We start from the raw sequence: 19999 nt of genomic DNA, 5'->3' as shown, positions 1-19999 counted from the left end.
ACGGAGGGAGATGTTCGACATGACAAAATTCCGCACCCTCGACGACGTCGATCCCAAAGGCAAGCGCGTGCTGCTGCGCGTCGACCTCAACGTGCCCACCGAGAACGGCCACGTCACCGACACCACGCGGCTGGAGCGCGTCGCGCCGACCATCAACGAGATCGCGACCAAGGGCGGCAAGGTCATCCTGCTCGCCCATTTCGGCCGGCCGAAGGGCCGCGATCCGAAGGAGTCGCTGAAGCCGGTCGCGGCCGCACTGTCCCAGGTGATCAAGCGCCCGGTCGCCTTCGCCGATGATTGCATCGGCGAGCCGGCCGCAACGGCCATCGCCGCGCTGAAGGACGGCGACGTGCTGTGCCTGGAGAACACCCGCTTCCACAAGGAAGAGGAAAAGAACGATCCGGCCTTCGTGGCCGAACTGGCAAAACTCGGCGACATCTGGGTCAACGACGCGTTCTCCGCCGCCCACCGCGCCCATGCCTCGACCGAGGGCCTCGGCCACAAGCTGCCGGCCTATGCCGGCCGCACCATGCAGGCCGAGCTCGACGCGCTGGAGAAGGCGCTGGGGTCGCCCGCCAAGCCGGTCATCGCGATCGTCGGCGGCGCCAAGGTGTCGACCAAGATCGACCTCTTGGAAAACCTCGTCACCAAGGTCGATGCGCTGGTGATCGGCGGCGGCATGGCCAATACCTTCCTGCATGCGCAGGGCGTGCAGATCGGCAAGTCCCTCGCCGAGAAGGATCTCGCCGCGACCGCGCTGCGGATCATGGAGAAGGCGGAAGCCTCGAACTGCGCCATCATCCTGCCGGTCGATGCCACCGTCTCCTATCACTTCGCGGCCAACTCGCCGTCCTTCGCCTATGGCCTGGACGCGATCCCGCCGGACAGCATGATCCTCGACGTCGGCCCGCAATCGACCGCACGCATCCATGCCGCGATCGACGATGCGGCGACCTTGGTGTGGAACGGCCCGCTGGGCGCCTTCGAGCTGACGCCGTTCGATCGCGGCACCATGGTCGCCGCCAAGCACGCGGCGGAACGGACCAAGGCCAAGAAGCTGATCTCGGTGGCGGGCGGCGGCGATACCGTCGCGGCGCTCAACCAGGCCGGCGTAGCCGCGGATTTCAGCTACGTCTCGACCGCCGGCGGCGCCTTCCTTGAGTGGATGGAAGGCAAGCCGCTGCCGGGCGTCGAGGTGCTGAAAGTCTGATACCGCGGAGCTTGTCGGCCATGAATGTTTCTGTTATGTTCCACTCATGGCCGAGACACCGACAGACGCTGTTCTTCCGATTCTGGTGAAGATCCAGGAGAGCATCACTGCGCTCCGGACCGACGTTGGGCAGTTCAGGCAGGATAATCGCGCAGAGCACGAGCGGATGGAAGCTTTGATCCGCAAGCAGCGCCGCGATTCCGCTGGCATGCTGGTCATGATGCGCGCGGCGGCGAGCGACTTCGACGAGCGGGTCAGCGCGGTCGAGGAGCGTATCGCGGCTCTCGAAGCCAGGAAGACCTGAGCCTCTGCGGCCATCCCGTTATCGACCAGCGGCACCGGCTCTGGTCGCTAACCTAAACATCGCCTGACTGTCCCCTGCTCCCGCCTGCGTCGCCGCCACCCTTGGATTCCGCCCACCACCGCGTTATGCACGGGGCATCAGTTTCGGCGCGTGCGTCAGCCGCCGCACAGTCCAATTCTTAATCGGGGAGTTCCAGCCATGGCTCGTATTACGTTGCGTCAATTGCTCGATCACGCGGCGGAGCACGATTACGGCGTCCCGGCCTTCAACATCAACAATATGGAGCAGGCGCTGGCGATCATGGAGGCGGCCAATGCGGCCGATGCCCCGGTCATCATCCAGGCCTCGCGCGGCGCCCGCGCCTATGCCAACGACGTCATGCTCAAGCACATGATGGACGCGTTGACCGAGATCTATCCGCAGATCCCGATCTGCGTGCATCTCGATCACGGCAATGAGCCGGCGACCTGCATGACCGCGATCCAGTCCGGCTTCACCTCGGTCATGATGGACGGCTCGCTCAAGGCCGACGGCAAGACGCCGGGCGATTGGGACTACAATGTCGGCGTCACCAAGACGGTGACCACCATGGCGCATCTCGGCGGCATCTCGGTCGAGGGTGAGCTCGGCGTGCTCGGCTCGCTCGAGACCGGCATGGGCGACAAGGAGGATGGCCACGGCGCGGAAGGCAAGCTGTCGCATGATCAGCTGCTGACCAATCCCGACGAGGCGGTGAAGTTCGTGCGTGAGACCAAGGTCGACGCGCTGGCGATCGCGATGGGCACTTCGCACGGCGCCTACAAGTTCACGCGCAAGCCGGACGGCGACATTCTCGCGATGAACGTGATCGAGGAGATCCACCGCAAACTGCCGAACACGCATCTGGTGATGCACGGCTCGTCGTCGGTGCCGCAGGACCTGCAGGAGATCATCAATTCCTATGGCGGCAAGATGAAGCCGACCTGGGGCGTGCCGGTCGCCGAGATCCAGCGCGGCATCAAGAACGGCGTGCGCAAGATCAACATCGATACCGACAACCGCATGGCGATGACCGGCCAGATCCGCAAGATCCTGTCGGAGCACCCGGAAGAGTTCGATCCGCGCAAATACCTGAAGCCTGCGATGGAAGCGATGACCAGGCTGTGCAAGCAGCGCTTCGAGGAGTTCAACACCGCCGGCCAGGCCAGCAAGGTCAAGCGCGTGCTGACGACCGCCGAGATGGCCAAGCGCTATGCCAAGGGCGAGCTCGACCCGACAGTGGCGTAAGCCTGTCGTCATCGTCGAGGCTTACCGGGCTCAGACATGGGCGCCACAGGGATGTCCTCTCTCAAGTGAAGAGGACATCCCTGACGGCCGATTGAGAAGCTGAGGCGAAAGAGGCTGATCCGAAAGAGGCAGCCTGCTTCACCTCTCCGAGAGCCCGCCTTACCTGCGGCCAATGTTCGCTCGGCAACCGCCCGAGAACCGTCTATTTTGATGGGCAGGGCAGGTGCGTCTGGAGCCAAACATGAATCTCTCCGCACTGAACACCGTCGCGCTCGCCATGGTCACCCCCGGAAAGGGCATTCTCGCCGCCGATGAATCCACCGGCACCATCAAGAAGCGCTTCGACGCCATCGCCGTCGAATCCACCGCGCAGAACCGCCGCGACTATCGCGAGATGCTGTTGCGCAGCGACGGCATGACGTTCATCTCCGGCGTCATCCTGTATGACGAGACCATCCGGCAGAACGCCGCCGACGGCACGCCGCTGGTGAAGCTGATCGAGCAGGCGGGCAGCCTTCCCGGGATCAAGGTCGACGAGGGCACGCAGCCCCTGCCCGGCTGCCCCGGCGAAACGGTCACGGTGGGGCTCGACCGGCTTGCGGATCGGCTCGCGGCGTACTACGCGCTGGGTGCGCGCTTCGCCAAATGGCGAGCGGTGATCGATCTCGACAAGGACAGGATCCCCTCGATGACCGCTGTTCATGTCCATGCGCATGCGCTCGGCCGCTATGCCGCGCTGTGCCAGGCCGCCGGTCTCGTGCCGATCGTCGAGCCGGAGGTGTTGATGGACGGCGATCACGACATCGGTCGCTGCTTCGACGTCACGCGGCGCGTACTGAACGAGGTGTTTCGCGAATTGCGCATCCAGCGGGTTGCCCTCGAAGGCATGATCCTGAAGCCGAACATGGTGGTGTCCGGTCAGAAATGCCCCGTGCAGGCCGGCGTCACGGAGGTCGCTGACCGAACAGTGCAGCTCTTGAAAGAATGCGTGCCGGCGGCGGTGCCAGGTGTCGCCTTCTTGTCGGGCGGACAATCGGATGCTCAGGCAACGGCGCATCTCGACGCAATGAACCGGCGCGGCCCGCTGCCTTGGAGGCTGACCTTCTCCTATGGCCGCGCATTGCAGGCGGCGCCGCAGCGCGCCTGGGCTGGCCGGGCGGCGAACATCCCCGCCGCGCAGCGCGCCTTCAGCCACCGCGCCCGCATGAACGCGCTGGCGAGCCGCGGTCAATGGACCAACGAACGCGAGAACGAGGCGGCCTGACGTGTCCGATAAGACTGCTCCCACAAGGCCGGCGCCGCGGCTCTATCTGGCAACACCGATGGTGACCGATCCGACACCGCTCGCGGCCAGCCTGCCGGCGATCCTCGGCAGCGCCGACGTCGCCGCGGTTCTGGTGCGGCTCAAGGAGACCGATCCGCGCAGCATGATCACCACCGTCAAGGCGCTGGCGCCCGCGATCCAGGGCACCGGAGCGGCGCTGCTGATCGACGGCCATCCCGACATCGTGGCCCGCGCCGGCGCCGACGGCGCGCATCTGACCGGGATCAAGGTGCTGGAGGAGGCGCTCCCCGGCCTGAAGCCCGACCGCATCGCCGGGATCGGCGGCTTGTCGACGCGCCACGATTCGATGCGCGCCGGCGAGCTCGGCGCCGATTACGTGCTGTTCGGCGAGCGCGACGCCCATGGCCGGCGGCCTTCGCCGGACGCGATCAACGAGCGCCTGGCCTGGTGGGCCGAGCTGTTCGAGCCGCCTTGCGTCGGCTACGCCATCTCGCTCAAGGAGGCGGCTGATTTCGTGGCTGCCGGCGCCGATTTCGTGCTGGTCGACGATCTCGTCTGGAACGATGCCCGCGGCCCGGCCGCGGCGCTCGCGGAGATCGGCGCCACGCTCCGGGCCGCTCATGCCGCGGCGCCGGCCGCCCCGGCGGGACAGGGCTGAACGGCTGGCGATGACCCTCCTGCGCCTGACATATGTGCTTGCGGTGATCGCGACGGCGACGACGGCGGCGCATGCGCAGATCTCGTTGACGCCGACCTTGCAGCAGCCGCCGGCCGACAAGCCGAAGCCCGCCGAAAAGGCAGCCGACAAACCCAAGCCGCCGGCGGTCGCGAAGAAGCCGGCGCCCGCCCCGGCCCCGACGGCAAAGCCCGCCGCTCCGGCGCCGGTGGCATCGCCGCAGCCGGCGGCCAACGATCCCAATGTCGACCTGGTCTATGGCGCCTATCAGCGCGGCCAGTACAAGACCGCCTTCGACCTGGCCACCCCCCGCGCACAATCCGGTGATCCCAAGGCGATGGCCATGCTGGGCCAATTGTACGAAAACGCCATGGGCATCCGCCGCGACTACGACAAGGCGGCGATCTGGTACAAGCGCGCCGCCGAGGCCGGCGACCGTGAGGCGATGTTCGCGCTGGCGATGATGCGGCTGGCGGGTCGCGGCGGCCCTGCGGACAAGCAGGAGGCGCTGAAGCTGCTCGCCTCGGCTGCCAAGCTTGGCGAGCCCAAGGCGGCCTATAATCTCGCGCTGCTGTATCTCGACGGCCAGACCCTGCCGCAGGACCTCAAGCGATCCGCCGAGCTGCTGCGCATGGCCGCCGATGCCGGCAATCCGGAGGCGCAATATGCGCTGGCCACCTTCTACAAGGAGGGCACGGGCGTCCCGAAGGACCCGGAAAAGGCGGCCCGGCTGCTGCAGGCCGCAGCGGTCGCCAACAATATCGACGCCGAGGTCGAATACGCCATTGCCCTGTTCAACGGCGCGGGCGTTGCGAAGGACCAGCCCGCGGCGATTGCGCTGCTGCGCCGGGCGGCGCGGCAGAACAGCCCGGTCGCCCAGAACCGGCTCGCCTGGGTGCTGTGGTACGGGATCTCCACGCCGCTGGACAAGATCGAAGCGTACAAATGGCACCTGGTGGCCAAGACCGCCGGCAAGGGTGACCCCAAGCTGGAGGAGAAATTCGCCGACATGCCACCCGAGGATCGCGCCAAGGGCGAAGAGGCTGCGAAGCGCTGGCTCGGCACCATCAAATGACCGGCGCCTGATCGGCTCTTGACGTCGCCGCCCCGGCAGGGCACCCACTGCATCCGTCTCACCCGCCTCTGCCCGTCCGGACGAGGCACACCGCGAGCTGCGGTCAGCCCAGCGCATCGAGAACATGATCCATTCCGCCCTCATCAATGTCATGGTCAAGGCCGCGCGCCGGGCCGGCCGCAACCTCAAGCGCGACCTCGGCGAGATCGAGCATCTGCAGGTGTCGCTGAAGGGACCCGCGAACTTCGTCTCACGCGCCGACAGAAAGGCCGAGGAGATGCTGTACGAGGACCTCTCGAAGGCCCGTCCCGGCTACGGCTTCATCGGCGAGGAAGGCGGCACGCGCGAGGGCAGCGACGCGTCACATACCTGGATCGTCGATCCGCTCGACGGCACCACCAATTTCCTGCACGGCATCCCGCAATTCGCCATCTCGATCGCACTTCGGCGCGAGGACACGGTGATCGCCGGCGTGATCTACAACCCGGCCAATGACGAGCTCTATATTGCCGAGCGCGGCAAGGGCGCATTCCTGAACGACCAGCGGCTGCGCGTCGCCGCGCGCCGTCAACTGCATGAATGCGTCATCGCCTGCGGCCTGCCGCATATCGGCCGCGGCGACCACCAGCTGTTCCTGCGCGAGATGACCGCGCTACAGCCGAAGGTCGCAGGCCTCCGCCGCTTCGGCGCCGCCTCGCTCGACCTCGCTTTCGTCGCCGCAGGCCGTTTCGATGCCTATTGGGAGCGCGATCTGCAGCCCTGGGACATCGCCGCCGGCATGATCATGGTGCGCGAGGCCGGCGGCACCGTCTCCGACGTCGACGGCAAGAGCGACGCGCTGACCACCGGCCACGTGCTCTGCGGCAACGAGGTCATCCACCGCGAACTGGCCAAGGTGCTGAAGGCAGCGGGGTAGGACGGCAGAAACGGCTCCTGAACGCGAGGGCCGAAGCCGTCGCTTCACGCTCATTGTCATCATCCGCGAAGACGGATGATCCAGTACGCCGTGCCGCCTGTCATGCACAGGACCGCCTGCGTTTACTGGATGCCCGCCTTTGCGGGCATGACAACCGCGAGAGACTACCGCCGGCCGCTGGTGAACGCCTGCGGCGTGGCGCCGGGAAGCGCTGGCGAGTTGATGTCGCTGTCGATGCGGTCGGACGACTGGCCGGCATAGCTGAAGCCGAGCGACAGGCTGAGATTGGACGTCGGCTTGAACTCGACGCCGCCATTGATCGCATAGGCCGGCGTCGAGGTAGATCGGCCGTCGAAGGTCGCGAACGGGCCGCCGAGGCCGGGATTGTATTTCAGCGTATCGAAGCCGCCGTAGAAGCTGACGCCGCTCTTGAAGGTGTAGCCATATTGCGCGCCCTCGGTGGTGTAGGAGCCGAGCGATCCATAGCGGTTGACGATGTTCGAGCTGAGGCCGACGCCCGACAGCGCCGACCAATTGTTCGTCACGCTGTAGCGTCGTGAGAAGAAGCCGCTGTCGGTTCCATTCGTCGTGAAGCTCGGAACATCGCCGTAGGAATCGAGGCTGCCGGACTCGCTGAAGCCGACCGGCCAGCCCGGAAGCCAGTATTTGACAGGGCCCGACTGGGCGCGGGCCGCGTCAACGCCGAGGCTGAGGCCAGCCAGCAGAAACGCGAAAGCCAATTTGCGTGAGACCATCGACATGCCGTTACCGCTAAACGTCGGCGGATCATACACGCGGAGAGTGGCGAACTCCAGACACAGAGAGGATATCGCGCGCCGCGAAGCGGGTGCGCTTCCCTTCCCCACGCCGCAATCGCGCCAGCGATGATCGGCAGCGGGGAGGGAACAGAGCGTCTGCGCGGATAAAATGCGGCACGATCGTTTGAGCACGCTGCTCCGATCGTCTACGGCTTCGCTGGCGCTGGCGGTCCATAGACCTCGCGCTCAGCCGTCGGCTCCGGCTTCTCCCGATCGCCTGCGAGCACGCGCTGCACCGAGACGAAGAACACCGGCACCATCAACAGCGCGAGGACCACCACGGCGATCATGCCGCCCATCACATTGGTGCCGAGCGCCTGCTGGCTGGCGCCGCCGGCGCCGGTCGCAATCGACATCGGCAGCACGCCGCAGACGAAAGCAAGGCCGGTCATGATGATCGGCCGGAACCGGAGCGAGCAGGCCTCGATCGTCGCCTCCACCAGCGGCTTGCCGTGGGCGCGCAGATCCTTGGCGAACTCGATGATCAGGATCGCGTCCTTGGCGGCGAGGCCGATGATGGTGATCAGCGCCACCGTGAAATAGACGTCGTTGGACAGTCCGCGCAGATTGGCCGCGACCACGGCGCCGAGAATGCCGAGCGGCACGGTCAGGAGTACCGCCAGCGGAATGGTCCAGCTTTCGTAGAGCGCAGCGAGACACAGGAACACGACCAGCGCCGACAATCCGAGCAGCAACGGCGCCTGCGAGCCCGACAGCTTCTCCTGCAACGACTGGCCGGTCCATTCATAGCCGAAGCCACGCGGCAGATTGGCGGCGAGACGCTCCATCTCGTTGAGCGCATCGCCCGAGGTGTAGCCGGCCCTCGCCTCGCCGGAGATGCGGATCGCCGGATAATAGTTGAAGCCCGCGATCTGGCTCGGTCCCTTGGCCCATTGGATCGTCGCGAAGGACGAGAACGGTACCGGCTGTCCCCTCGCGTTCTTGACGCTGTAGTTGAGAATGTCGTCCGCATTCATGCGGCTGATGCGGTCGGCCTGAACCACGACGCGCTGCATGCGACCGCGGTTCGGAAAGTCGTTGACGTAAGTCGAGCCGAGATTGGTCGAAATGGTGTTGTTGATGTCCTCGAAGGTGACGCCGAAGGCGCCGGCCTTCTCGCGGTCGATCATCAGGTTGACCTGCGGGCCCTGCGGCAGGCCCTCGATATAGACCTTCTGCAGCACCGGGCTGGCATTGGCCGCGGTGATCAATTGGTCGGCGGCCGCGGTCAGCGCGGCATAGCCCTTCTGGCCGCGGTCCTGCAGGCGGAAGCTGAAGCCCGAGGAGTTGCCGAGATTATCGATCGGCGGCGGCTGCAGCGCGGTGATCTTGGCATCGCGGAGCGAGGCCAGATCGCGGTTGATGTCGGCGACCAGCGCCGCGGCGCTGTCGTGCTTGCCGCGCTCGGACCAGTCCTTCAGCGAGATGAACGCCTGCGCCGTGTTGACGCCCTGGCCGGCATAGCTGAAACCGGTAAGGAACGTGACATCCTCGATGCCCTCGCGCTTGGCCAGATACTTCTCCACCGCCTCGACCGCCGTCTGCGTCCGCGCATAGGACGAATCCGCCGGAGTCTGCACGTCGGTGGTGATGAAGCCCTGGTCGTCGACCGGCAGGAAGCCGCCGGGCAGCTGGATGAAGGCGTAGGTGAGCCCGACGAGAACGATCGCGTAGATCAGCATGAGCCGTCCGGTGCGCGTCAGCGCACCGCCGACCACGCCTGTGTAGCGGTTGCGGCTGAAGTCCATGAAGCGGTTGAACCAGCCGAACACGCCCTTTTTTGCATGGCCGTGACCGGCTTGCACCGGCTTCAGCAAAGTGGCGCACAGCGCCGGCGTCAGAGACAACGCCAGCAGAGCAGAGAAGCCGATCGCCGCCACCATGGTGACCGAGAACTGCCGGTAGATGATGCCGACCGAGCCGGGGAAGAACGCCATCGGCACGAACACGGCCATCAGCACCAGCGTAATGCCGATGATGGCGCCGGTGATCTGGCCCATCGCCTTGCGTGTCGCCTCCTTCGGCGATAGCCCTTCCTCGGCCATGATGCGCTCGACATTCTCGACCACGACGATGGCGTCGTCGACGAGGATGCCGACCGCGAGCACCATGCCGAACATCGTCAGCATGTTGATGGAGTAGCCGACCAGCATCAGGGTCGCGCAGGTGCCGAGCAGCGCCACGGGCACCACGATGGTCGGGATGATCGTGTAGCGGATGTTCTGCAGGAACAGGAACATCACCACGAACACCAGCGCCACGGCCTCGACCAGGGTCATCAGCACCCGCTTGATCGAGGCCTTCACCACCGGCGTGATGTCGTAGGGAATCTCGTAGCTGATGTTGGACGGGAAGAAGCGCGACAGCTCCTTCATCTTGGCTTCGATCGCGCTCGCGGTCGCCAGCGCGTTGCCGGTCGGCGACAGCAGCACCGACAGGCCGGCGGTCGGCTTGCCGTTGAGGCGGGTATTGAACTGATAGCTCAAGCCGCCGATCTCGATCCGGGCCACGTCGCGCAGCCGCACCGTCGAGCCGTCGGGATTGGCGCGCAGCATGATCGACCCGAACTCGTCAGGCGAATCGAGCTGGCCCTTGACCAGCACCAGCGCCGAGGTGCGCTGCACGGTCGTCGCCGGCTCGGCGCCGATGCTGCCCGAGGCGACCTGCGCGTTCTGGGCGCCGATCGCCTTGGTGACGTCCTCGGCGGTGAGGCCGTAGCCGATCAGCTTGTTCGGGTCGAGCCAGACCCGCAGCGAGCGCTCGGTCGAATACAGCGTGGCGCGGCCGACGCCGGGAATGCGCCGGATTTCGCCGAGCACGTTGCGGATCATGAAGTCGCCGAGGCCGATTTCGTCGAGACTGCCGTCGGTCGACTGCAAGGTGATGATCTGCAGCACCGCGGCGGAGGCCTCCTCGACCAGGATGCCCTGCTGAATGACCGCGCGCGGCAGCCGCGCCTCGATGCGCTTGAGCCGGTTCTGCACCTCGACCGACGCGTCATTGGTCGACGTGCCCGGCACGAAGTTCGCGGTGATCTCGACCTGGCCGAGCGAGTCGCTGGTGGATTCGAAATTGAGAATGCCGGAGGCGCCGTTGAGCTCCTCCTCGATCAGGCGCGTGACGCTGTTGTAGAGGTTCTCGGGCGAGGCGCCGGGATAGCTGGTCGAGATCGAGATCGAGGGCGGCGCGATGATCGGATATTGCGCCACCGAAAGCAAGGGAATCGCGATCGCGCCGATCAGGCAGATGAAAAGGGCGACGACCCAGGCAAAGATCGGCCTGTCGATGAAGAAGCTCGGCATCGGCGACTAACGCGGCGTCGCGTTCGGTTCGAGCTGGGCCGCGGCGCTGGCCTCGGTCCAGGCCTGCGGGGCCACCTTGTCGCCGGCGGCGAATTTCTGGAAGCCGTCGACCACAACCCTGTCGCCGGCCCTGAGGCCGTCGGTGATCAGCACCAGACCGTCCTGGATCGGACCCGTGCGGATCGGCCGAGCAATAGCGCGATTGTCCTCGCGGATGACGTAGACCTCGGCCCCGCCGGCGGCGTTCCGCTGCACCGCCTGCTGCGGCACCGCGACGGAATCGCTGTCGATGCCCTGCTCGATGCGCACGCGCACATACATGCCCGGCAGCAGCTCGCGTTTCGGATTGGCGAACTCGCCCCGCAACGTGACCTGGCCGGTGGCGGCGTCGACCTTGGCATCGGAGAACAGCAGCTTGCCCGGAATCGAATACAGCGTGCCGTCATCGAGCACGAGCCGGACCTTGATCGCGTCCGGCGCGATCTGGTCGAGATCGCCGGACTCGAACGCACGGCGCAGGCGGTTGAGCTCGCTGACCGACTGGGTGAAGTCGGCATAGATCGGATCGAGCTGCTGGATGGTCGCCAGCGAGGTCTCGTTCTGGACCGCGATGGCGCCTTCGCTGACCTGCGCGGCGCCGACGATGCCGTCGATCGGCGCGCGCACCGTCGCGTAATCGAGATTGAGCTGGGCACGCGCAAGATCCGCCTTGCGGGCCTCGACATCGGCCGCCGCCTCGCGCTCGCTCGCGATCGCCTTCTCATGCTCGACCTCGGGCGCGGCGCGCTCCTTGAACAGCAGGTTGATCCTGCGCGCCTGCTGCACGGCGCGCTCATGCACCGCCTCGGCCTTCGCCAGCGCCGCACGGCCCGACATGATTTCCACCTCGAAGGGCTTCGGGTCGATCCGGTACAGCGGATCGCCTGCCTTGACCTCGCTGCCCTGGCGGAACAGCCGCTCGACGACGATGCCCGACACCCGCGGCCGAACGTCGGAGACGCGGGTCGGCGCAATGCGGCCGGGCAGCTCGCGCACGATCGCGCGCGGCTTCTGCTCGACGGTGACGATGCCGACGTCGGGAACGACGGCCTGTTCGTTGGCGGACGCCTGAGCCTGCGTGGCTTCGTTACAGCCGGCCAGCAGCGGCGCGGCAACGGCGAGCATCAATGCGGAGCTGATCAGCACCGCGCGCGAACGAGACATGGGTAATTGCGCCCCTGGATGATGTTGCAAAGCGGTCGACCGGGCGTCCCGGTCATGGCGCCATTCTGGCGGCAATGTCCGTGCAACATAGAAAGCGCACGCTGCGACGCAACGCAGCAGCCGGGCGGCTTGATGTCACACGAGCCAACCCGTTCATTCGTAATTACTTTTTAGGACTCACCGAATTGTGAGCGTTTTGTGTCGGCGGGTTCCAGCCGGTTCCGCACAGCGAAACCTGCATGTGTGCCGGTTCCGGCGAATCCTGCGGCCGTCGATTTATGTGTTGGCCGGACGCAAGCGGTAATGGCTGACGCCCCATTCCCGGCCTTCGTCGTGACCGAACAGGCCGGCGGTCGCGAGGAAGAACCAGCGCCAGCGGCGCATCCACAACGCGGTGTCGTCGCCATAGACCGGCTGCAGCGCCTGCAGGATGCGGTCGCGATCAGCGTCGAAATTGGCGAGCCAATCCTTGGCTGTGCGCTGATAATGCGTGCCGCTCCAGCGCCACTCCTTCTCTACCGCGAACAGATCTTCGTGCTGCCGGATCAGGGTGTGGCTCGGCATGATGCCGCCGGTGAAGAAATGCTGCGCGATCCAGTCCTCGCGATCATTGCGGTCAAACAAATAGGATCCGGTGCGGTGGGTGAAGATGTGCATGAACAGCCGCCCATCCGGCTTCAGCCACGATCTGACGCGCGACAGCAATTGCCGCCAGTTCATCATGTGCTCGAACATCTCGACCGACACCACGCGATCGAACTGGCCGTCCGGCGCGAAGTCGTTCATGTCGGCGGTGACAACACGCAGGTTGAGCAGGCCCCGCGCGCTCGCCATGTCCGCGATGGCGAGACGCTGAGAGTGGGAATTGGACACCGCCGTGATCTGCGCATGCGGAAACCGGCGCGCCATCCACAGCGACAGCGAGCCCCAGCCGCAGCCGAGCTCCAGGATGCGCTGGCCGTCCTGCAGACCGGCATTGGCGACGGTCTGGCGCAGCGCCTCCTCCTCCGCCTCCTGCAAGGTCGAGGCTGGGTCCTTGTAGAAGCAGCAGGAATATTTGCGATTGGGCCCCAGCACCCGCGCGAAGAACGCGGCCGGCACCTCGTAATGCTGGCTGTTCGCCGCATCAGTATGCTCGGCGATTGGGCGCATCGCGAGCAGGCGGGCGAACTCCGCGTCGCCCATCGCCTGCGGCTGCGCCAGCCGCGCCGCCGTGCGCGCGCACAATTCCTCGATCACGGCGCGGATCACAGTATCGGGCAGCGGCACACGCTCGGCGGCGCCGATAATGGTGGAGATGAAGCTCATGCGGTGGCTCCGTCGCGTGGCGGCAGGGGAAAGAAGGCGCTGGTGCGCGCCTGGTAGGCCCGGTAGCGGTCGCCGCGCGAGCGCAGCATCTGCTGCTCGAGCGGCGGAATGCCGGTGACGTGGACCAGGATCCAGTACATGAACAGCGGCGCCAGCAGGCTCGCGAGGCCCCACGGATTGTCGAGTGACAGCGCGATGACAGGATAGGACAGCCAGCACACCCACTCGAAGAAGTAGTTGGGATGACGCGACCAGCGCCACAGCCCGACGTCGCACACCTTGCCCTTGTTGGCGGGATCGGCGCGAAACGCCTTCAACTGCGCGTCGGCCAGCCCCTCGCCGGCGATGCCGAGAAACAGCACCAGGATGCCCAGATAGTCCTGCAGGCGCAACTCGGCCGCCGGCGCATGGGCGGCGACGAAAATCGCGAACACCAGGGGGATCGAGCCCCCGGCCTGCTGCTGCAGGAACATGAACATCCGCCGTGGCGCAGCGGCGCCCCATTGCCTGGCGAATTCGGCGTAGCGCGGGTCGTCGGAGATGCCGCGGCTGCGCACCGCGACATGGCCGCCCAGCCGCACCGCCCAAATCGCAACCAGGACCGCGACCAGCCATTGCCGCGCATTCGGCGCGGCGCCGCCGACCGGCCAGATCGCGCCGGCCGCGCCGACGAGGCCGACGGAAAATGTCCAGATCGTGTCAACCCAGCCCGAATTGCCGCTGCGCTGCTGCACCATCCAGGCCAGCACCATCAGCACGGACATCGCCAGCGCCATGGCCAGCAGAGCTTGCAGATATTCCAGGATGGTCATGACAAAGCCCGGGCATTCCAGCTAAAATATAAGCCACGGGACTAACTACGCCGCGGACGCCCGCCGGTTTCAGCCACAGTTCCGCGCAGGGACGGGAATTGCGCCGATCGCGGCTTTTCTCCCGCCGCTGCTGTGCCATAGTGGATTTTCGGGACCGGTCCCCCCGCAACGGATGTCATCGACAATGCCTCAAGGCTCCCCTTCCCGCTCCGCGATGGACGTCGCAATGACCAAATTGTCCACGCCCCGGATCTTCCTGGTGCGGATGCTGGTCTTCCTGGTGCTGTGCGCCCTGGTCGGGGTGGTGCTCTACAAGCAGATCATCATGGCGTTCTTCGCCAATCCGGGGCTCAACGCACTGATCGGCGCGGTGCTGCTGATCGGCGTCGTCCTGTCGTTCCGGCAGGTCATCCGGCTCTATCCCGAAGTGTCCTGGGTCAACAATTTCCGTATCGCCGATCCCGGCCTGGCGGTGCCCCGCCACCCGACCCTGCTGGCTCCGATGGCCGCGATCCTCGGCCGCGAGCGCTCCGGCCGGATGTCGATCTCGCAGCAGACGATGCGTCATCTGCTGGATTCGATCGCCACCCGTCTGGACGAGGCCCGCGACATCTCGCGCTACATGACCGGCCTGCTGGTCTTCCTCGGCCTGCTCGGCACCTTCTGGGGCCTGATCGAAACCGTCGGCTCGGTCGGCAAGGTGATCGACGGGCTCAAGGTCGGCGGCGACGCCGGCGCGCTGTTCGACACTTTGAAGGGCGGCCTCGCGGCGCCGCTCAGCGGCATGGGCATCTCGTTCTCGTCCTCGCTGTTCGGCCTCGCCGGCTCGCTGATCCTCGGCTTCCTGGACCTGCAATCGAGCCAGGCGCAGAACCGCTTCTATACCGACCTCGAGGACTGGCTCGCCGGCACCGTGCGCGAATTTGGCGGCAGCGGCGACGGCGCGAGCGGAGATCTCGCGATCGCCGTCGAGCGGCTGCGGACGGCCATGGAGGAAGGATCGGGCCGCGGCGCCACCGCGGCGATGGCCAACCTCGCCGAGGCGATCCAGGGCCTGGTCGGCCACATGCGCACCGAGCAGCAGATGATCCGGGAATGGGCCGACGGCCAGGGCGAGCAGAACCGCGAGATCAAGCGGCTCCTGGAGCGGCTCGCGCGGCAGACGGAAAAGAGCTAGCGCGCAACCGCCGCGCTTGCGTTGGCAGTTCTGAGGAGACGCTGAATGGCGCTTGCCCGTACCCGCCGAGGAGATTCCGGCCTCAACTACTGGCCGGGCTTCGTCGACGCGCTGTCGACGCTGGTGTTGTCGATCGTGTTCCTGCTGACCGTCTTCCTGGTGGTGCAGTTCTTCCTGTCGCAGGAGGTCACCGGCAAGGACAAGGCGCTGGAGCAGCTCAACGCCAAGATCGCGCAGCTCAACGAGATGCTGTCGCTGGAGAAGCTCGGCAAGCTCTCGCTGGATGACCAGGTCGCGCAATTGCGCGCGGGCCTCGCCAACGCCGAAGCCGAGCGCGATCGCGTCAAAGGTCTGTATGACGGCCTTGCCAGCGCCGGCAGCAATGCCGCCGGCCGGGCCAACGAGCTGAACCGGGCACTCGATTCCGAGAAGCAGGTCACAGCGCGGGCGATGGCCCAGATCGAGGTGCTGAACCAGCAGATCAGTGCGCTCAGGCGCCAGCTCGCCGCGCTCGAGGATGCGCTCGACGCCTCCGAGAAGCGCGACAAGGAATCGCAGAACCGCATCGCCGATCTCGGCTCCCGCCTTAACGTCGCGCTGGCGCAGCGGGTGCAGGAGCTGACGCGCTATCGCTCCGAATTCTTCGGCCGGCCTGCGCGCGATCCTCGGCAACCGGCCCGACATCCGCGTCGTCGGCGACCGCTTCGTGTTCCAGTCGGAGGTGTTCTTCGACACCGGCCAGGCCACCCTGCTGCCCGAGGGACAGCAGGAGCTGAACTCGGTGGCGACGGCGCTGGTCGATCTCGACAAGCAGATCCCGGCCGAGATCTCCTGGGTGCTGCGCGTCGACGGCCACACCGACGTCAGGCCGATTAACAGCCCGGTGTTCAAATCGAACTGGGAGTTGTCGTCGGCGCGCGCCATCTCGGTAGTGCAGTACATGATCTCGCTCGGCGTCCCCGCCCAGCGCCTCGTCGCCGCCGGCTTTGCCGAATTTCAGCCGCTCGATCCCGGCAACACCGAAGATGCCTTCCGCCGCAACCGCCGCATCGAATTGAAGCTGACGGAGCGGTGACGCCAAACGTCTCATTGCGGCCCTATCGCGCGGCGGACGAGGACGCGGCGATCGCGTTGTGGCAGGCGACGTGGCAGCTGGCCTATCCCGCGATCGACTTCGCAGCGCGGGTGCCGTGGTGGCGCGAGCGCTGGCGCAACGAACTGGTGCCGAATGCCGAGGTGATCGTCGCCGAGACGGACGGCGCACTCGCGGGCTTCGTGACCATTAATGCCACGGGCTATCTCGATCAGTTGGTGGTCTCGCCGCAGCATTGGGGCTCGTCGCTCGCGACGCGCCTGGTCGACGCCGCGAAGGCGCGGTCGCCTGGCGGCATCACGCTGCTGGTCAACAAGGACAACGCCCGCGCCATCCGCTTCTACCAGCGCAGCGGCTTCGTGAACGCCGGCGAGGACGTCAACCCGACCTCAGGCCGTCCCGTGCTGCGCATGGCGTGGACGCCTTAATCGCCGCGCTCCCCCATCTCAGCTGCACACGCGGCCGTCGTCCCGGACAACCGAGCGCAGCGAGGGCAGATCCGGGACCCATACGCCGCAGCAGGGGTTTTGCGAAGAACGACGTGGCGAGCTTCGCCCACCAAACGTCCGCCTGTGGTTATGGGCCCCTGCTTTCGCAGGGGCGACACCGCGTGTGGGGTGGACAGCAACTACACGCCGCGGAACAGCACACCGATGGTCAGCACCACGAAGGCGATGGCCAGCGCGTCGAAGGCGTGCGCAGCCGACAGCAGTGGTACCGAGGCATGCATGTAGTGCGCGAGCATCGCGACCAGGGCGAGCACCAGCGCGATCGCGAAGATCACGAAGGAGGGCGGCGTGAGGGCAAAACTGCCACGACGATAAGGCATGCGCGTTGCTCCTGAGCGGTAGGTGTGCGGCGGAGTGTGCGGTCGGCGCGCATCAGAGCGCCGCGCCAACTGTTCCGGCAGGGAACGTACAAAGCCCGAGAAAGGTTGCAGGTCCGGCCGCAAGAATTCGCTGATGTGCCCCAGTCCGCGATAGGGCCATCGCATGTGGCGCTCTACGTATTGCGCTGGTGTGTTTCCATGTCGTCATGGCCGGGCTTGTCCCGGCCATGACGGCCTAAATCAATGTTGGGCGTTCGTGCTGCGCTTGAGCCGATTGGTCAAACGCGATCGCCCTGCTGTGCACGGTGTTGCTGAAACTACACGCCCTCGAACTGCAGCCGCGCCAGCCGCGCGTAAAGTCCATTCGCTGCGACCAGCGAGCTGTGCGTGCCCTGCTCGACGATCCGGCCGCGATCCATGACCAGGATGCGGTCGCAGGACAGCACGGTGGCGAGGCGATGCGCGATCACCAAGGTGGTCCGGTCCTTCATCAGGCCTTCGAGCGCGGTCTGCACCAGCGTCTCGCTCTCGGCGTCGAGCGCCGAGGTCGCCTCGTCGAGGAGCAGCAGCGGCGCGTCGCGCAGGATGGCGCGCGCGATCGCAATGCGCTGGCGCTGGCCGCCCGACAGAGTCACGCCGCGCTCGCCGAGCGGGGTGTCGAAGCCTTCCGGCAGCCGACGAATGAACTCGCTGGCATGGGCGAGATCGGCCGCGCGCTCGACCTCGGCGTCCGACGCCTCCGGCCGGCCGAAGCGGATGTTGTCGCGCGCGCTCGCCGCAAACACCACGGATTCCTGCGGCACCAGCGCGATGCGCTCGCGCACCTTGCGCGGATCGGCGGCGCGCACCGGTACGCCGTCGACCGAAATCGCGCCGGAGGCCGGATCGTAGAACCGCAGCAGCAGATGAAACAGCGTGCTCTTGCCGGCACCGGACGGACCGACGATCGCGACCTTCTCGCCGGCGTGGATCGCAAACGAGACATCCTCGAGCACGCGGACATCGCGACGGCTCGGATAGGCGAAGCTGACACGGTCGAAGCTGATGTCGCCCCGCGCAGGCTCCGGCAACGCCGCCGGGTGTGCCGGCGCCTTGATGTCCGGCTGGACATGCAGGAGCTCGAACAACCGCTCGGCGGCGCCGGAGGCGGCCGAGACCTCGCCCCAAACCTCCGAGAGCTGGCCGAGACCCGCGGCCGCGAACGCCGCATAGAGCACGAACTGGCCGAGCCGCCCGGCACTGATACTGCCGGTCAGCACGTCATGCGAGCCGACCCAGAGGATCGCGACCACGCTGGAGAACACGATGAAGATGATGATCGCGGTGAGCACGCCGCGGGCCTGGGTCGAGACCCGCGCCGCCTCATAGGCCTGCTCGACCTCGCCGCCGAACCGCCCTGCCGCCAGCTTCTCGCTGGTATAGGCCTGCACCGTTCGGATGGCGCCGACCAGTTCGGAGGCATAGGCCGAGGCCTCGGCCAGAGTATCCTGGGCGTTGCGCGACAGACGCCGAACCCAGCGGCCGAATGCGACCAGCGGCATCACGATCAGCGGAATCGCCAACAGCACAAAGCCGGACAGTTTGGGGCTGGTGAAGACCATCATGCCGGTGGCGCCGACGAACAGCAGCAGATTGCGCAGCGCGATCGAGACCGAGGCGCCCGCCGCCGACTTGATCTGCGTGGTGTCGGCGGTGAGCCGCGACACCAGTTCGCCGGAGCGCGCCGAATCGAAGAAGGACGGCGACAGCGACATCAGATGCGCGAACACGTCGCGGCGGATGTCGGCGACGATGCGCTCGCCGATCGTCATCACGAGGTAATAGCGGGCGGCGCTGGCCAGTGCGAGCACGGCCACCACGGCGATCATCACGCTGAAATAGCTGTTGATCAGCTCGATGCCCTTCGGCGTGAAGCCGAAATCGATCATGCGCCGCACCGCGACCGGCACCAGCAGGGTGGTCAGTGCGGCGATCGTCAGCGAGATCAGCGCCAGGACGGCACGGCCGCGATAGCGGAGGATGTAGGGGGCGAGCGCCAGCAGCGGCCGCAGCTTGGACCGGCGGACCGGGGTGGTGGGCTCGATCAGCGCTTCGACGGCCGCAGCCGCATCGCCGACCGGGTCCTGCCCTGGCGGAACAACGCTCTGCCGCTCGTCCAGCCGTTCCACTGCGCTCATGAGGCCACCTGAGAATTCATCCAATCTGTCGTCGTGATAGGCCCGCCGCACCGGCCTTGGCAAATCCGGTAATATACCAAGGTGGATGGCGGATCCTGGCTTGTTTCGCGACCTTGGCTTGTTTTGGGCGGGACCTTGGGCTATAGACCGCGCCAATTGTCCCCCTTCAGTGACGGCAGGATGAGGCGCGACCGCGCCCTGTCATGTCTAACGCATTGCGCCCTAGGATCCGCCATGAAAGCCGACATTCACCCGAATTATCATACGATTACCGTCGTGATGACCGACGGCACCGAGTATCAGACCCGTTCGACCTGGGGCAAAGAGGGCGACAAGCTCAACCTCGACATCGACCCGAAGTCGCACCCGGCCTGGACCGGTGGCACCCAGCAGCTCATGGACCGCGGCGGCCGCGTCTCGCGCTTCCAGAAGAAGTTCCAGGGCTTCCTCAAGAAGGATTGATGCCACGCGCGGGCCTCAAGCGCCCGCAGCACTGGCAGCCTGACAGCAAAACGCCCCCGGAAACGGGGGCGTTTTTGTTGCGCGTG

Annotated in this window: 17 protein-coding genes and 1 pseudogene; 11 read left to right on the top strand and 7 right to left on the bottom strand. The window is 66.3% G+C overall.

The window, feature by feature from the left end; translation table 11 throughout:
* Positions 1–19: 19 nt before the first annotated feature.
* The 7 genes from ACVIJ6_RS15535 (at position 20) to ACVIJ6_RS15505 (ending at position 6732) form a co-directional block, all read left to right on the top strand.
* A complete protein-coding gene (locus ACVIJ6_RS15535; RefSeq protein ID WP_456773408.1) occupies positions 20–1210 on the top strand; it encodes a phosphoglycerate kinase in 1191 nt (396 codons plus the stop codon).
* A 46-nt stretch (positions 1211–1256) separates the two neighbouring features.
* Positions 1257–1514, top strand: coding sequence for a hypothetical protein (locus tag ACVIJ6_RS15530; protein ID WP_456773407.1), 258 nt, complete (start codon positions 1257–1259; stop codon positions 1512–1514).
* A 198-nt stretch (positions 1515–1712) separates the two neighbouring features.
* A complete protein-coding gene (gene fba, locus ACVIJ6_RS15525; RefSeq protein ID WP_456773406.1) occupies positions 1713–2780 on the top strand; it encodes a class II fructose-bisphosphate aldolase in 1068 nt (355 codons plus the stop codon).
* A gap of 241 nt (positions 2781–3021) precedes the next feature.
* Positions 3022–4044 carry a class I fructose-bisphosphate aldolase gene (locus ACVIJ6_RS15520; RefSeq protein WP_456773405.1) on the top strand — a complete coding sequence of 341 codons (1023 nt, stop codon included), beginning with the start codon at positions 3022–3024 and terminating at the stop codon, positions 4042–4044.
* A 1-nt stretch (position 4045) separates the two neighbouring features.
* The gene (locus tag ACVIJ6_RS15515) at positions 4046–4723 is read left to right on the top strand and encodes a thiamine phosphate synthase (RefSeq protein WP_456773404.1); all 678 of its coding nucleotides are present in this window, start codon (positions 4046–4048) and stop codon (positions 4721–4723) included.
* A 10-nt stretch (positions 4724–4733) separates the two neighbouring features.
* Positions 4734–5816, top strand: a complete 1083-nt coding sequence (locus ACVIJ6_RS15510) for a tetratricopeptide repeat protein (protein ID WP_456773403.1) — start codon at positions 4734–4736, stop codon at positions 5814–5816.
* 124 nt (positions 5817–5940) lie between these two features.
* Positions 5941–6732 carry an inositol monophosphatase family protein gene (locus tag ACVIJ6_RS15505; protein WP_456773402.1) on the top strand — a complete coding sequence of 264 codons (792 nt, stop codon included), beginning with the start codon at positions 5941–5943 and terminating at the stop codon, positions 6730–6732.
* Positions 6733–6896: 164 nt separating this feature from the next.
* Here ACVIJ6_RS15505 and ACVIJ6_RS15500 read toward each other — a convergent pair whose 3' ends face one another.
* The 5 genes from ACVIJ6_RS15500 to ACVIJ6_RS15480 all read right to left on the bottom strand — a co-directional run bounded on the left by ACVIJ6_RS15500 (position 6897) and on the right by ACVIJ6_RS15480 (position 14175).
* Entirely contained in the window at positions 6897–7493 is a 597-nt protein-coding gene (locus ACVIJ6_RS15500) for an outer membrane protein (protein WP_456773401.1), read from the bottom strand.
* A 203-nt stretch (positions 7494–7696) separates the two neighbouring features.
* Positions 7697–10852: a multidrug efflux RND transporter permease subunit gene (locus ACVIJ6_RS15495; RefSeq protein ID WP_456773400.1), complete on the bottom strand. Its 3156-nt coding sequence runs from the start codon at positions 10850–10852 to the stop codon at positions 7697–7699.
* Between the two features lie 6 nt (positions 10853–10858).
* Entirely contained in the window at positions 10859–12055 is a 1197-nt protein-coding gene (locus tag ACVIJ6_RS15490; protein WP_456773399.1) for an efflux RND transporter periplasmic adaptor subunit, read from the bottom strand.
* 276 nt (positions 12056–12331) lie between these two features.
* On the bottom strand, positions 12332–13363 hold the full coding sequence (locus tag ACVIJ6_RS15485) for an SAM-dependent methyltransferase (protein WP_456773398.1): 1032 nt from the start codon (positions 13361–13363) through the stop codon (positions 12332–12334).
* Positions 13360–14175 (bottom strand): DUF1295 domain-containing protein, encoded by an 816-nt coding sequence (locus ACVIJ6_RS15480; protein ID WP_456773397.1) that lies wholly within the window; start codon positions 14173–14175, stop codon positions 13360–13362. The genes ACVIJ6_RS15485 and ACVIJ6_RS15480 overlap by 4 nt, the downstream gene beginning before the upstream one ends.
* Positions 14176–14359: 184 nt before the next feature.
* Here ACVIJ6_RS15480 and ACVIJ6_RS15475 point away from each other — a divergent pair, with 184 nt between their 5' ends.
* The 3 genes and pseudogenes from ACVIJ6_RS15475 to ACVIJ6_RS15465 all read left to right on the top strand — a co-directional run bounded on the left by ACVIJ6_RS15475 (position 14360) and on the right by ACVIJ6_RS15465 (position 16873).
* A complete protein-coding gene (locus ACVIJ6_RS15475) occupies positions 14360–15352 on the top strand; it encodes a hypothetical protein (protein WP_012046758.1) in 993 nt (330 codons plus the stop codon).
* Positions 15353–15397: 45 nt separating this feature from the next.
* Positions 15398–16427: pseudogene (locus tag ACVIJ6_RS15470) on the top strand (peptidoglycan -binding protein).
* Entirely contained in the window at positions 16424–16873 is a 450-nt protein-coding gene (locus ACVIJ6_RS15465; protein ID WP_456773396.1) for a GNAT family N-acetyltransferase, read from the top strand. Before ACVIJ6_RS15470 ends, ACVIJ6_RS15465 begins: the two are co-directional and overlap by 4 nt.
* A 200-nt stretch (positions 16874–17073) precedes the next feature.
* Here ACVIJ6_RS15465 and ACVIJ6_RS15460 read toward each other — a convergent pair whose 3' ends face one another.
* Positions 17074–17274 carry a hypothetical protein gene (locus ACVIJ6_RS15460; RefSeq protein WP_006614616.1) on the bottom strand — a complete coding sequence of 67 codons (201 nt, stop codon included), beginning with the start codon at positions 17272–17274 and terminating at the stop codon, positions 17074–17076.
* Positions 17275–17591: 317 nt separating this feature from the next.
* Positions 17592–19451 carry an ABC transporter ATP-binding protein/permease gene (locus ACVIJ6_RS15455; RefSeq protein ID WP_456773395.1) on the bottom strand — a complete coding sequence of 620 codons (1860 nt, stop codon included), beginning with the start codon at positions 19449–19451 and terminating at the stop codon, positions 17592–17594.
* Positions 19452–19685: 234 nt separating this feature from the next.
* Here ACVIJ6_RS15455 and rpmE point away from each other — a divergent pair, with 234 nt between their 5' ends.
* Positions 19686–19913, top strand: coding sequence for a 50S ribosomal protein L31 (gene rpmE, locus ACVIJ6_RS15450; RefSeq protein WP_015664357.1), 228 nt, complete (start codon positions 19686–19688; stop codon positions 19911–19913).
* The last annotated feature ends 86 nt before the right edge of the window (positions 19914–19999 follow it).

It is taken from the genome of Bradyrhizobium sp. USDA 4369, assembly GCF_054056435.1.
The sequence above is the reverse complement of the archived record's forward strand: the minus strand, read 5'-3'. Positions and strand labels throughout refer to the sequence as shown.

What these genes read in the sequence shown, in the direction of transcription:
- ACVIJ6_RS15535 (WP_456773408.1), top strand. Translation starts at nt 20, where the DNA reads ATGACAAAATTCCGCACCCTCGACGACGTCGATCCCAAAGGCAAGCGC.
- ACVIJ6_RS15530 (WP_456773407.1), top strand. Translation starts at nt 1,257, where the DNA reads ATGGCCGAGACACCGACAGACGCTGTTCTTCCGATTCTGGTGAAGATC.
- fba (WP_456773406.1), top strand. Translation starts at nt 1,713, where the DNA reads ATGGCTCGTATTACGTTGCGTCAATTGCTCGATCACGCGGCGGAGCAC.
- ACVIJ6_RS15520 (WP_456773405.1), top strand. Translation starts at nt 3,022, where the DNA reads ATGAATCTCTCCGCACTGAACACCGTCGCGCTCGCCATGGTCACCCCC.
- ACVIJ6_RS15510 (WP_456773403.1), top strand. Translation starts at nt 4,734, where the DNA reads ATGACCCTCCTGCGCCTGACATATGTGCTTGCGGTGATCGCGACGGCG.
- ACVIJ6_RS15505 (WP_456773402.1), top strand. Translation starts at nt 5,941, where the DNA reads ATGATCCATTCCGCCCTCATCAATGTCATGGTCAAGGCCGCGCGCCGG.
- ACVIJ6_RS15500 (WP_456773401.1), bottom strand. Translation starts at nt 7,493, where the DNA reads ATGTCGATGGTCTCACGCAAATTGGCTTTCGCGTTTCTGCTGGCTGGC.
- ACVIJ6_RS15495 (WP_456773400.1), bottom strand. Translation starts at nt 10,852, where the DNA reads ATGCCGAGCTTCTTCATCGACAGGCCGATCTTTGCCTGGGTCGTCGCC.
- ACVIJ6_RS15490 (WP_456773399.1), bottom strand. Translation starts at nt 12,055, where the DNA reads ATGTCTCGTTCGCGCGCGGTGCTGATCAGCTCCGCATTGATGCTCGCC.
- ACVIJ6_RS15485 (WP_456773398.1), bottom strand. Translation starts at nt 13,363, where the DNA reads ATGAGCTTCATCTCCACCATTATCGGCGCCGCCGAGCGTGTGCCGCTG.
- ACVIJ6_RS15480 (WP_456773397.1), bottom strand. Translation starts at nt 14,175, where the DNA reads ATGACCATCCTGGAATATCTGCAAGCTCTGCTGGCCATGGCGCTGGCG.
- ACVIJ6_RS15475 (WP_012046758.1), top strand. Translation starts at nt 14,360, where the DNA reads ATGCCTCAAGGCTCCCCTTCCCGCTCCGCGATGGACGTCGCAATGACC.
- ACVIJ6_RS15460 (WP_006614616.1), bottom strand. Translation starts at nt 17,274, where the DNA reads ATGCCTTATCGTCGTGGCAGTTTTGCCCTCACGCCGCCCTCCTTCGTG.
- ACVIJ6_RS15455 (WP_456773395.1), bottom strand. Translation starts at nt 19,451, where the DNA reads ATGAGCGCAGTGGAACGGCTGGACGAGCGGCAGAGCGTTGTTCCGCCA.
- rpmE (WP_015664357.1), top strand. Translation starts at nt 19,686, where the DNA reads ATGAAAGCCGACATTCACCCGAATTATCATACGATTACCGTCGTGATG.